11 protein-coding genes are annotated in these 12,993 nt (G+C 50.1%); 9 read left to right on the plus strand and 2 right to left on the minus strand.

Annotation, left to right across the window (positions count from 1 at the left end):
* Positions 1-99: 99 nt before the first annotated feature.
* Positions 100-1,278, minus strand: coding sequence for a YhgE/Pip domain-containing protein (locus ACFO9Q_RS09015; protein WP_379180964.1), 1,179 nt, complete (start codon positions 1,276-1,278; stop codon positions 100-102).
* Positions 1,279-1,414: 136 nt separating this feature from the next.
* Here ACFO9Q_RS09015 and ACFO9Q_RS09020 point away from each other — a divergent pair, with 136 nt between their 5' ends.
* Both ACFO9Q_RS09020 and ACFO9Q_RS09025 read left to right on the plus strand, forming a co-directional pair.
* The gene (locus tag ACFO9Q_RS09020) at positions 1,415-2,029 is read left to right on the plus strand and encodes a TetR/AcrR family transcriptional regulator (RefSeq protein ID WP_379180966.1); all 615 of its coding nucleotides are present in this window, start codon (positions 1,415-1,417) and stop codon (positions 2,027-2,029) included.
* A 43-nt stretch (positions 2,030-2,072) separates the two neighbouring features.
* Entirely contained in the window at positions 2,073-2,843 is a 771-nt protein-coding gene (locus ACFO9Q_RS09025) for a metal-dependent hydrolase (RefSeq protein WP_379180968.1), read from the plus strand.
* 93 nt (positions 2,844-2,936) lie between these two features.
* On the opposite strand, the gene ACFO9Q_RS09030 is transcribed toward ACFO9Q_RS09025, so the two are convergent.
* Positions 2,937-3,848 (minus strand): J domain-containing protein, encoded by a 912-nt coding sequence (locus ACFO9Q_RS09030; protein ID WP_379180970.1) that lies wholly within the window; start codon positions 3,846-3,848, stop codon positions 2,937-2,939.
* Positions 3,849-3,999: 151 nt separating this feature from the next.
* On the opposite strand from ACFO9Q_RS09030, the gene ACFO9Q_RS09035 reads away from it, so the two are divergent.
* The 7 genes from ACFO9Q_RS09035 to ACFO9Q_RS09065 all read left to right on the plus strand — a co-directional run bounded on the left by ACFO9Q_RS09035 (position 4,000) and on the right by ACFO9Q_RS09065 (position 12,993).
* Positions 4,000-5,148: a sn-glycerol-1-phosphate dehydrogenase gene (locus tag ACFO9Q_RS09035; RefSeq protein ID WP_379180972.1), complete on the plus strand. Its 1,149-nt coding sequence runs from the start codon at positions 4,000-4,002 to the stop codon at positions 5,146-5,148.
* Positions 5,145-5,753 (plus strand): PolC-type DNA polymerase III, encoded by a 609-nt coding sequence (locus ACFO9Q_RS09040; protein WP_379180974.1) that lies wholly within the window; start codon positions 5,145-5,147, stop codon positions 5,751-5,753. The genes ACFO9Q_RS09035 and ACFO9Q_RS09040 overlap by 4 nt, the downstream gene beginning before the upstream one ends.
* A gap of 1,069 nt (positions 5,754-6,822) precedes the next feature.
* Positions 6,823-8,331, plus strand: coding sequence for a spore germination protein (locus tag ACFO9Q_RS09045; protein ID WP_379180977.1), 1,509 nt, complete (start codon positions 6,823-6,825; stop codon positions 8,329-8,331).
* A 1-nt stretch (position 8,332) separates the two neighbouring features.
* Complete coding sequence (locus tag ACFO9Q_RS09050; protein ID WP_379180980.1) at positions 8,333-9,514, plus strand: Ger(x)C family spore germination protein; 1,182 nt, start codon at positions 8,333-8,335, stop codon at positions 9,512-9,514.
* Between the two features lie 5 nt (positions 9,515-9,519).
* Entirely contained in the window at positions 9,520-10,605 is a 1,086-nt protein-coding gene (locus ACFO9Q_RS09055) for a GerAB/ArcD/ProY family transporter (protein WP_379181289.1), read from the plus strand.
* Between the two features lie 127 nt (positions 10,606-10,732).
* Entirely contained in the window at positions 10,733-11,359 is a 627-nt protein-coding gene (locus tag ACFO9Q_RS09060) for an FMN-dependent NADH-azoreductase (protein ID WP_379180982.1), read from the plus strand.
* A gap of 188 nt (positions 11,360-11,547) precedes the next feature.
* The gene (locus ACFO9Q_RS09065) at positions 11,548-12,993 is read left to right on the plus strand and encodes an ABC transporter substrate-binding protein (RefSeq protein WP_379180984.1); all 1,446 of its coding nucleotides are present in this window, start codon (positions 11,548-11,550) and stop codon (positions 12,991-12,993) included.

Here is a 12,993-nt window from a genome sequence, read left to right on the forward strand (position 1 = left end):
GCCAGCATGCTGCCAAGCTTCCACAACTAAGAAGGTCATTATTATCATTGACAAGAAGAGCAGCCCGCATCATGCGGCTGCTCTTCTTGATGTCGAATGTTAATTCACATGATCAGGCATAGGCTTCAGGGCAGACAGCAGCAGCACTATAGCGCTGGCCCCAGCAATACTGACAAGGGTAAGTGAAGCGGTGCCGAAGTGGAAGCTCTGTCCGAAGTAGAACAGCTCGCGCAGACCTTCGACCATGAAGCGCATCGGGAGCCAGGAATAGATCCAATTCCGATAGAACGAAGACATAAGCTCAGGAGCCATCCCTAACAGTGGCCCTCCGAAGAACAGAACGAGTACGAAGAGTGGAACTCCTGCGTAACCTATCCAAGCTAGAATGGCTGATATCATCAGGAAGAAGGTTAAGTAGCTAAGAGCGAGCATCCAGGCTGTATCCATGAAGCTCGGAATATGCAGGCCCAGCAGCCCATCAGCCGCCCATGTGAAGACTAAGCCTGCGGCAACCGCTGCGACTGCTCCAATTGCAATCTGCATGAATCGCATAGCAAGCCTGCCTTTTCTACCATTCCATTGCTGCTTGCGAGCCGCTAAGAAGAACAAGATTGCTCCTACCAGACTTCCCATCCATAGCGGCTGGAACATCGATATAGGTGCATTACCATTCGCACTGTGAGTGCCGATGGGATTGGCTAATAGGACTTCCTTCTGTATAGGTGAAGCCAGCGCCGAAGCTTGCTCCACGGTCAGCGTCCCGCCCTGCTTGGAAGCAGCAGCGAGCAGCTCTGTTCTTACTTGATCATTCAGCTTATCGACGAGCTGAGTCAGCATAGTGCTGGCCATCGTGGCGGCACTCATGTTCATGCCCTGGTTCACATAGATGCGAAGCTGGGGTGACACAGGGGCAACTGACAGCAAGGACATCTGCTTCGCGGTGAAGTCAGCCGGAATGATGAGTGCCGCATAGTAGTTCTGATTGTTCAAGCCGACTTGAGCTTCTGCTTCGGAGGATACTTTTATCCATCTTATCGGAGGTTCCCCGTTAGCAGCGGTGGAGGAAGCAGATTCCATTACCTTAGCAGCCAAGAGTTCCCCTCGATTCAACTTTCCTTGACCTGGAACCTCAGCGCCCTGATCTTGATTTACAATGGCAATAGGCAGATTTTTTGGAGTTGGATGAACAGTCGGCACAGCCGTTAGGCTGAAAATAACGATAACAGCGATGACGATTAAGGGAAGGAGCAGAACGAGTTTGTTTTGTATGATTTTCATCAGGTGGACCTCCTCGATAATAGACAGTATGTTGAATAAGCTTCATATTGTATATTATAATGGTTCCAATCGGATAGCAATGAACAGTATCGAGCCGGCTGTCGATTAGGAGACATGAGGAGCGGAGGTGTATAGGATGATGCATATTGATCGCAGAATTGTACGGACTAAGCGTCTTCTTCGGAGCGCCTTAGCGGAGCTGATGGAAGAGAAGGGGTTCGACAGTATTACGGTTAGTGATCTGACTGAGAGAGCTGATCTCAATCGGACGACCTTCTACCTGCACTATCGGGATAAGTTCGATCTGCTCGAGCAGAGTGAGAATGAGATAATAGATGAGTTGGAGCAGCTTCAGAGCAAGGTGAAGGACATGCTGCCGACTGTACTGCGGCACCCGGAGCAAGTCCCAGAGCAGCCTATCTTGTACTTAAGCTCATTACTCGCCTATATGGAGGACAATGCTGACTTCATCAAGGTGGTCTTAGGTCAGAATGGCAATCCTGCCTTCCAGGTCAAGATTAAGGAAGTGATGAGGAAGAATATGCTTAGCAATCTAACGACTCTGCTTCAGGATCGTGTGCTGCCTGTTCCTCCTGAATACTTCACTTCATTCATATCCTCGGCCTGTCTCGGCGTTATTCAACAATGGCTGGACAATAATAGGCAGCAGACGGCTAAGGAGATCGCATCCTTCCTCTTCAGCAGCATCTATGCCGGCGTATTCCGCACTGCTAATCTGCTGGATGATTAAGGTTCTGCTCGTGTAGTGACTCATAGAGAGGAAGATAACCTGCTTGAATAAGAATGGACATCTAGCATTCGGAGCTGCGGCAGGCGCAGCTTCACTCTACTTCATGCCGGAGGCTGTACTTCAGGCTGATCAGCTGGCTCCACTGGTCGTTGTCGGCATGGCGGCGCTTGCCGGACTAGCTCCCGACTTCGATCACAAGACCTCCACCATCTCCAACCTGATTCAACTGTCAACTAGACGGAGGAGGCTGTCCCGCACGATCGGGGCGATCCTGCTCCTCATTGGAGTGCTGCTGCTCGCGCTTCCCTACGTTCCATGGGTGCCTTACAATGGAGAGCTTCAAGGAAGCGCGAAGCTGTGGCTCGGAGCCGGGCTGTTCGGCATCGCGCTGTCGCGTATCCGAAGCTTGATACTAGTGGCAGCAGGTGTAGCGTTAATCGTGGCTTATCGCATGTATGACTGGCACTGGATCGCTGCCTTCACTGGAGTGACCCTGCTGCTGACGCCAGCTCTGAAGCATCGAGGACTTATACATACTCCTGAATTCTCCTTCGCCCTAAGTATGGGCATACTATCCTTCACCGAGCTTCAGCCTTGGTATATTGAAGCGGGAGGTCAAGGGCTGGTCGTCGGGTGGTGGGCGCATCTGGCTGGTGATCTGTTCGGCAGGGACGGCATTCATTCCTTATTCATTCCGAAGCTGAAGCTGGCCCTGCGTCTATTCCGTAACGGCAGCGCGGGGGAACGTACTCTTAGCACGCTTAGCTGGGCATTCTGCTTGATTAGTCTGTGTGTGTTCTGGATTGGATTATGAATTTTTTTAGCAAAAAAACGCTGCACTCCTTAGTTGTCGATTGCTCGGCATTTAAGGGTGCAGCGTTTTTTGTTATGGAGTCGTTATATGGAATTACTTCGTCTGCAGGTATGTCTCTATGAACTGCTTCGCTTGCTCGGGATGCTTGCTGTCAGCGCGAATTCCGACGATCATCTCTCTCTTGAGAAGGGTCAATTCCTTGGCAAGCTTGGTCTGGCTGATGTTAATGGCGTAGATATGCTCTTCAGGCACATCCTCTGTCCGCTGCTTCAGCACACTGGCTGTTCCGCCGGATAGGAATGGCTTCCAAGCGCCCTCCGCCTCCGCATCGAGATTGATTAGGATGCCTTGCGGTGACAGCCAGTCGAAGGTCCCCTTGTCCATAATATAGATATCCGGCTTCTCCGTCACGAGGTTGAGGAGGGCCTTCTGCTGCAGTGCAACATCCATCTGACTAGTCGTCTCGAACGACACTTGATTCACCTGAACTGCTAACCGCTTCCACTCGGGGAATGGCTTCAGCATCTCTGTCTCGAGATAGCTCGCATCATCCTTGCCCTCTGGCAGGTAGAAGCTGCCCATGAAGTTAATAGAGAGATCGATAGGAGGAAGGCTGGCTAGGTATCGCTGCTCCGCCCGGTGATCTGCATAGCTCATCGCACCATAGATAATGGCTGCAATAATGGCAATAACGCCTAATGTATGGAACTTGTAATATCTCCAGAAGTGGTCAAGCTTCTGCGCTGAGCCCGCCATGCCGCGATACTTGCCGTATTCCTTCTTGTTGAATTCCTCTGCTGCTTGGCGTTCTTCGTATCCTAGAATATAACGGTAAGCTTCATTAATCTCGGCGAAGGAAGTGTCTTCTGCTGCGGACGAAGTGCCGCTTGCCTGCTGCCTGCTTCTTGCTTGACGCATTAAGGTTGTGTAGCGCTTCTCCAGCTCTTCTCTTGATGAATTCTCGGGTAAGCCCATACGCTCGTAGGCTTGTCGTAAGTCGTCCATGGTTCACCTCTGCTCAATTATGCTTACTATACTAGTATAACGGATGAATAGAGTGACAGTAAACCAGAGGGATGAAGAGCCGGAAGTGCCGCTGTCCTCGAATTCGTTATATAATGGTGAAAAAAAATAATTAAGAGAGACGAGGGATAGTATGACTACTCTAATAGAACGTATGAAATCGGAGTATCCATCGATAGAGTCATCGGTATGGGATGCGGTTCAGATTGATCCCATTGTCATGGAAGCAGGGGCTTCAGGGCAAGCGGCACCGTACTTGCAGGAGAAGGGCTATAGTCGCGTCATTATTTGTGCGGATGAGCATACATACGGTATCGTTGGCCGAGAGCTGGAGGAGTCCGTTGCTGCTGCAGGGATGCAGGTTCGGGTGACGCTGATTCAGCCTGACCGGCTAGGCGATGTCATCGCGGATGAAGCGTCTATCGTACAGCTGCTGCTGGACATTCAGCACTTATCGGCGGAGGTAGTCGTTGCGGCAGGCTCTGGCACGCTGCATGATCTATCCCGCTATGCCGCTTACACCGCTGGCCTTCCCTTCGTATCCGTTCCGACAGCGCCTTCGGTCGATGGGTTCAATTCGAAGGGAGCTCCTATTATTATTCGAGGGGTTAAGCAGACGATTGCGGCGATTGGTCCCCAGGCGATTTTTGCAGACTTGGATATTCTATGCGCTGCACCTCCCGCCATGATTGCAGCTGGATTCGGAGATATGCTCGGCAAGTACACCTCGCTGTTCGATTGGACCTATGGCGCGCAGACGGGAGGAGAGCCATTCGACGAAGCGGTCTATGAGATGACGTGGAGGGCGCTGCAGCGCTGCGTGGAGCATGTGGACTTGATTGGATCGGGTGTTGCTAAGGGAATACGTATACTAATCGAGTCGCTGATCGAATCGGGTATTGCGATGCTGCTGTTCGGGCAATCGCACTCTGCCTCGGGCGCAGAGCATCATCTATCCCACTACTGGGAGATGGAGTATCTACGTCTCGGCAAGCGCCAGCTGCTGCATGGCGCGAAGGTAGGCGCCGCGTGTGCGGAGATTGCGAAGCTGTACCATAAGCAGGCGGAGCTGCTTAGTGAGGCGATGCAGGAGGAGCTGCTCAAGGTGCCAAGTGAGGCGGATATCCGGGGATTGCTTAAGCGGGCAGGGGGCCCGGCTGCAGCTTATGAGCTGGGTATAGATGAGGAGCTGCTTGCTCGCAGCTTGAAGGAAGCGCACCTAGTGCGGCCTAATCGGCATACGCTGCTCAGAGCGGTGAATGAGGGGGCTGCAGCTCAATGAAGCTTACGAATATGACTGTCATTGACTTCGAGACGTCCGGGCTGAATCCGGAGCAAGATCGCATTATTGAAGTGGCAGCGATACGCTGCCATGAAGGGGAGATTGTGAGCCGATTCAGCACGCTCGTTCAGTTCGATGGTGTTCTGTCTCCGAAGATTACGGAGATTACCGGCATACAGACAGAGGATCTTGTGAATGGCATGGATGAGGAGACGGCGCTCCGAGTGCTTAACCGCTTCATTGGAGGCAACACAATCGTGGCGCATAATGCTGCATTCGATCTGAGCTTCCTTCATTATGGACTCATGCGGCATGCGGGCAGGTCGTTCCGCAACGACTTCATCGATACGCTGACGATCTGCCGCGACCATCAGGTCTATCCGCATACGCTGGGAGAGATGTGCCAGCGTTATGGTATTGACTTATCCGGCGCACATCGGGCGCTTAACGATGTTGAGGCTTGCTGGGCGCTCCTCGGCAAGCTGAATGAGGAGCAGCAGGTAGAGGATTATATCAACAAGCTGTCTTACATAGCCAAGTACGGCCCGCCGAAGTGGCTCCCGGCTCATGCGAATACGGAGCCGGTGAGACTGAAGTACGCATAGGCGCTCCGGGTAACACGGTGTCTGCAGCGTTTTTCATTCCTCCCCCTGAACGTATCAAGGATTATGGTGGGGGAGGAACGAAAAAAATGCTGCAGCCACTCGTGTTACCCTCCGCTGGGAGGGTAAAGCAAGAGCATAACAGATAAGAGCATAACGGATAAGAGCATGACGGATAGGACCAATCTCCTGTGGGATTGGTCTTATTTGTGTGTAAAAAATGGTACGCTCTTGTGCTAGCTCGCGCGGTCAGCCAGGCGAGCAAGTAAGTGCGCCAACCAATCAGCCAGGTGAGTAAGAAGTGAGCTTGGTTGAGCGGTTCGCTCCACGCTTGGCTCAATAAGGTGCACAAATGCACCACATGGGGCTGTTCCCCCCCACGCATGCCCCCAATATGGTGCATTTCTGGCACCACATGGAGCTGTTGGCCGCACGCATGCCCTCAATAAGGTGCACAAGTGCACCACATGAAGCGATTTGCTCCACGCATGCCCCCATTATGGTGCATTTCTGCACCACATGGAGCTATTCGCCCCACGCATGCCCTCAATAAGGTGCACAAGTGCACCACATGAAGCGGTTAGCTCCACGCATGCCCCCATTATGGTGCATTTCTGCACCACATGGGGCTGTTCGCCCCACGCATGCCCTCAATAAGGTGCAGAAGTGCACCATAATGCGCATGCCGCTCCTTACTCATGGGTATAAATATCCTTATATGGGTGATGAGAGTAAATTTAAATGCAATATTTCATTATCGCGTCTATTGTCAGATATGGAAACGTTATTGGAGTTAGATGGAGCAGAATTGCACATCCTATAATCGTCCCATAATCTCTCCTAATCGGTTCTAATCCGTCCTAGTTGATTCTAATCGCTCCTAATCGGTCCTATTCAATCCTAATCCTTCCTAATCCATCCTTAGTCGATTCTACTCTGTCCTAATCTGTCCTAATCGCTCCTTATCGCTCCGCATCTCCCCTAATCACCCTGATGCATACTATTCGAGACAACAACACAATCTAACCTATCGAATTGAAATCTCTGTCAGTTGGGAGTGGGCACCTACCCTATGCATACCTATACGGTCGATTCCTACTTGCAGGTCAAGGCTGAGGAGCAGCTCGATCTGTCCCTAGCTAACAATCTAGAGGTTCTTGATAGGTTCTATCAAGACTGCTCGGATCTGGTGAGGTACAACTTCCATACCGGAACGAATCAATCGGCCTTGTTACTGTACTTCGATGGGCTAAGCGATACGAATGAGCTGAGTCATGAGGTCATTCGTCCACTGATGCAGTCTAATGAACCCGTTCAGATTACGGACCTTAAGGTGACCTCGGCACAGATGAAGCTCGTGCGAACCTATGGTGAGATCATTGAGCAGTTAGCGGTCGGCAATTCTATCTTGCTCCTGGATCAAGCGGAGATGGGGGCGTCTATCGGATTAATCAAGTTCAGCAGCCGTGCGATCGAGGAACCTCAGGGTGAGACCGTCGTGAGAGGACCGAGGGAAGGCTTTACCGAATCGATAGTGGTCAATACTTCGATGCTAAGACGGAGGCTGAGAACGCCTAGTCTGAAAATTGTCGAGCATCCCATTGGACGATACTCTCAGACCAAGGTTCTGGTTGTCTATCTCGATGGTGTAGCAAGAGACGATATTATTAAGCTTGTTAAGGACAGGCTGTCGCTTATTGATGTTGACGGAGTTATTGCGGGCGCGATGATTGAGGAGTGGATTGAAGACTTCACCTACTCTCCGTTCCCTCAGATTCAGACGACAGAGAGGCCGGATGTCGTCACTTCCGCCGTCTTGGAAGGGCGAGTAGGCATCTTGATTGAGAACACACCGATTGCCATTATCGCACCCACTGTACTAACTTCACTGCTGCAATCTCCAGAGGATTACTACCAGCGATTCATCGTGGGGACGCTTATTCGTTGGCTCAGATATAGCTTCCTAATAATTGCCTTGCTGGCACCCTCCGTGTATGTCGCGATTCTTACCTTCCATCAAGAGATGGTGCCAACGACGCTGCTCCTGAGGATTGCGCAATCCCGAGAAGAGATTCCATTCCCTGCCCTCATCGAAGCGCTCATCATGGAGATTCTATTCGAAGCACTTAGGGAAGCGGGTATTCGACTGCCCAAGCAAGTCGGTTCAGCCGTGAGCATCGTCGGAGCGCTCGTCATCGGCCAAGCGGCTATTCAAGCTGGGCTAGTCTCTTCACCGATGGTGATGGTGGTGGCGATTACGGGAATCTCCTCCTTCATGCTGCCGCAATATGAAGCGAGCTTCCCTATCCGTATGCTGAGATTCCCAATCATGGTCTTATCCGGCATGTTCGGCTTGTTCGGGCTCATCATTGGGCTCTTGGTTATCGTTACGCATCTGTGCTCGCTGCATTCCTTCACCGTGCCCTACTTGGCACCGCTAGGCCCGATCCAATATGGAGATTGGAAGGATCTATTCGTCCGTGCACCCTATCGGAAGATGCGTAATCGTCCTGCCATCTATGGTGCCAAGAATAAGCAGAGAATGTCCAGGAAGGACAGCGGTGCAGGAGGAGGAGCTTAAGATGAACAGACATCTCAAGCGATGGGGGATCCTACTCGCTGTCTCTATAGCCGTATTACCATTGTCTGGCTGCTGGGACCGGAAAGAGGTGAATGGGATGGCTCTCATCATGGCGGCCGGTCTTGATCTTCTGAAGGATTCCAGAGTGGAGTTAACGCTGCAATTGTTCATTCCCAATCCGTCTGCCTCTGGGGCAGAAGGTAATCAGAGCAAAGGAAGAGTATTTACAATCTCACAGCAAGGGGATTCATTCAACGATGCCATGACCGATTTGCAGATGCAGGTTCCAAGAATGTTCTTTTGGGGGCATGCGAAGGCTTTTATCTACGGGAACAAGCTGGCCCGCCGTGGATTAATGAGCGACATTGATTTTCTGTTCAGAGACAATCAGCTCAGACAACAAGCGAACTTATACATTGCTCCTGGAACAGCTAAGGAGCTGCTCTACTCCCTGAACGATCCCGATTCTTACGATGCGCTTGTTCGATTAACCGAGCAGAAGTCGCTTGAATATTCGGCCATCTATCGGGTAGAAGAGAAAATAACAGGCGAATCGAACTCCATTCTCTTGCCCCTCGCACGTACTGCTTCGCTGGAGAGTGAAGGGAAAATAAGTAAAATACTTGCTGTAAGAGGCCATGCCGTAATCAAAGAGCAAAAACTATTCACCTATCTGACCGATCAAGAGTCTCACAACATTAACTGGCTAACGAATCGGAGATTCGATAAAAACCTCTGCTTGTCCTACAGCACGGATGATGGGAGCATAAAAATCAGAATCATTAAAGCGGCTATGCGCTATGAACCTCTAATAAAAAATGGCCGCTGGAAAATGACAATCAAGTATAAAGTAAATGCGGATGTTGTGGAAAGTTCACTTCCTGCAAATCTGCTTAGTCCATCAGATAATTTGGAAAAAATGGAGAAGCCGTTCAACGAGGAAATTACTAGACAAATCTCCGATGCCATTAAAATGATGCAGGGTTATAAGACGGACGTGCTGTCCTTCGGCAGAGCTTACCACAAAAAATATCCGAAGGCTTGGAAGCAGGCTGAAAATAACTGGAATGAGCTTTTTGCAAAGGTTGAGGTTGAGGTTAAGGTTGACATGATTCTTCGCAGTCCCGGAATATCTAACGTGACCCATCACGTTGAAATGCAGAAGAGGGAGGAAGGCAAGTGAATACGATGTCACTGTCCAGCCGGCAGATCTACTGGCTCATGGTAAGCATGCAGATCGTGATGTTAGTGCTTCTGACCGCTTCGCCAGCAGCTATGCTCGCTAAGCAGGATGCATGGATGTCCGCCATTGGAGCCAGCTTAATAGGCGGGGCAGTTGCCTACATGGCCACTCGTCTCAGTCTGCTTCACCCTGAACAATCCTTCATCCAGTATACGAGGACATTGCTCGGGGGGTGGGCCGGCAGTGCGCTGAGTCTGCTCTATCTGCTCTATTGGCTCGTTGTGTTCAGCGTCATCTTAAGGCAATTCGCCTCCTTCATTAATGCGACGATCCTTCCACAGACCCCAATTGCCTTCGTCATGTTCATGATGGCTCTTGCTGTCGTCTATCCAACGATGCTTGGCATCACTGTAATTGGCAGGCTGAGTGAAGTGCTTGGTCCAATCATACTACTAGGTGTTATTGTGCCTATCTTACTGGCGACGAACAAGATGAGTCCCCAGTTCATGCTTCCACTATATGGAGACAGCGGGCTGAATGCCGTCTTCAAGGGTGCGCTGCCAGGAGCAACCTTCCTGGGGGATTGCTTCGTCCTCATTATGCTGATCTCCATCGTCTCCAAGAAGGAGCAGGTCATGAGGCATGCCATTGGAGGGGTGCTGACAGCAGGGGGAGGACTTGTCCTTACGCTAGTCGCGTGCACGATGATATTCGGTCCTACGGTTATAGCGAATGAGCCTTATCCGTTATTGATGCTGGTAAGATCGATATCCGTTGGAGGAATTATTGAGAATCTAGATGCCATCGTTGCTGCAATCTGGATTATGAGTATCTATATTAAGCTCTCCCTGTACTTGTTCGCCGCCAGCTACGGAACGATGCAGTGGACGGGCCGCGGGAACTGGCGTCTATACGTCCCTATCTACGCCAGCATAGCCATTCTGATTGGCTTGCTGCCGCGCAATTACGTGGAGATCTCGATTGTATTTCCACAGAAGCTCGCAATTCCTTACATCTTGCCCATTCAGATGGTAGGAATCCCTCTGCTCTTGCTTATCGTGGCGCTTGTGAGAAGAAGAATAGCCGCTTAATAAAATTAACATTAAATAAGTAAGTAAATATACTTGAATAATTTAATTACTCCAATTATAATGAGCGTATGAGATTTTGTGTCTCACTAATCTAGAAACATCATTATACTATTGGAGGGAAATCATAATGGCTAATGTACTATTGATTAAAGCAAATGACCGTCCTGCTGATCAGGCGGTAAGCGTGAAGCTGTATGATGCTTTTGCAGCATCCTATAAGGAAGCACACCCAGAGGATTCCGTAACCGAGCTCGACTTGTACGCTGCTAATCTTCCTTACTACGGCAATACGACTATCACTGGCCTCTATAAGCTAAGCCAAGGCTGGGAGCTGACGGCGGAAGAGAAGGCTGCTGCCGAGACCGCTAACCAGTATCTGGACCAATTCCTTGCAGCTGATAAGGTTGTGTTCGCCTTCCCGCTCTGGAACTTCACGGTACCGGCACCACTGATTACTTATATCTCTTACCTATCTCAGGCTGGCAAGACATTCTCTTACTCAGCTGAAGGACCTAAGGGTCTTGTTGGAGACAAGAAGGTTGCTCTGCTAAGCGCACGCGGCAGCGACTATTCTCAAGGCTTCATGGCTTCTGCTGAGATGGCCGTTAACTATGTGACAGGCATTCTTCGCTTCTGGGGTATCTCGAACCCTGAGACCGTCATTATCGAAGGTCATAACCAATACGCTGACCGCAGTGGCGATATCGTTGCTGACGGCTTGAAGTCTGCTGCTGAGCTGGCTGTTCGTTTCTAACATTTCGCAGCTATACACTCTTAGACCAATTTTGTACCCTCTATGATAGAGTGGATGGAAGCACGTACTTGTTCCCCAGAGGACAGGTGCGTGCTTTTTTTGATATATTGAACAGTTGCATGAATTCAGGTATGTTTGTCACATAGTGAGGAAGAGATAGGAAGATGAATGAACGGGGGGACTAAGTCATGCTAAGAGATCGGAAGACATGGTTAATTCTTTTTGCAATGATGCTCACTTTTATCTCGCTTATTATCGTTGGACATACTTTTGTAACTCTACCACCAGCTGAAGTGGATGAAGGAGAGGTCGTTTCCGGCAAGCGCGACGTACGACAGGTGCTTAACTTTGCTTATCTCTCATCAGGAACTGGAAGTGAGATGAAGCAGGTCGTAGATCGATACAATGAGATTCAATCCGAGGTCCGTGTAGAGATGCTCTCGATATCACCAGGGCGATATAGCGAGATGCTGAATATGTTAATGGCATCCGGCAAGGGTCCGGATTTGCTGACTATTCATCATGAGTGGATTACGACTTATATGAACAAGAACTGGCTGCTGGATTTGACACCTTACGTGGATAAGGAATTTCTGAACAATTATCCGAAGTTTGCACAAGAATATGGCAGGTCCAACGGTAACTATTATACCTTCCCTACACGCTCGGTAACAACGCGCTTGTTGTACAACAAGACCATGTTCCGTCAGGCCGGGTTAGATCCGAATAAGCCTCCAATGACGCTGGAAGAGCTGGTCAAGAGCGCGGATCTCATCGCACGTTCTCAAGTTGGAACACAAAAAAGAGGCTTTGCTTTGGCTGGAGGTGAAGACTGGAAGGGGTTTGTTCAGTCGATGGAGACGGCTAATACACTCAGCGGTTCCTATTTATTCGATTTCTCCAATGGGACATACGATCTCACCATTTATAAACCATGGCTTCACAGCATGATGTCAATGGTTAAGCAAGAATCCTTATTTCCGGGGGAAACATCCTTAAAATATGATACGGCTCTTACTCAATTTACAGAAGGCAACATCGCAATGATGATAGTGAACAGCGGGGATCTGTCCGTCCTGCAGAGAGGGCAGCCCTTATCATTTGAATGGGGGGCCAGTATGCCTCCAGCAGTTGATGCTGATCATGCGGGCAGAGGAGCATTAATGATGCATCCCGAGCCTTCCATCGCTATCAATAGTTCAACCGAACACACAAACGAGGCGATTAATTTTTGGCGGTACTTGCATGAAGAACGACAATTAGGGGAGATGTTCCAAATGAGCTGCATCCCGTCTATCGTTAAGGGGATTAATGACAATCCCCTGTACAAGCCTGCATTACCTGACTGTGAAGCGTTCATGCCCGGTACGCTGGATTCCTTCTATCCTAGAGATCCCGTCTGGCAGGATGACTATGGAACGGTGCGTCCTTATGATGATCCCAACGCGGGGTGGACGCCACGCATGCAGGTGTATCGGGATATATTATCAGGGAAGGCCGATATGAATGTTGCTCTGAAGAACGAGAGCGACCGATTGAACAATCAGCTGCAGCGAGCGGTTTCAGATTATAGGCTCGATCCCGCTTCGTATCTGAATCCTAATTTTAATCCCAGGTTGCCGCTTAATCGTTGA

The organism is Paenibacillus sp. GCM10023252 (assembly GCF_042653305.1).
Taxonomy (GTDB): domain Bacteria; phylum Bacillota; class Bacilli; order Paenibacillales; family Paenibacillaceae; genus Pristimantibacillus.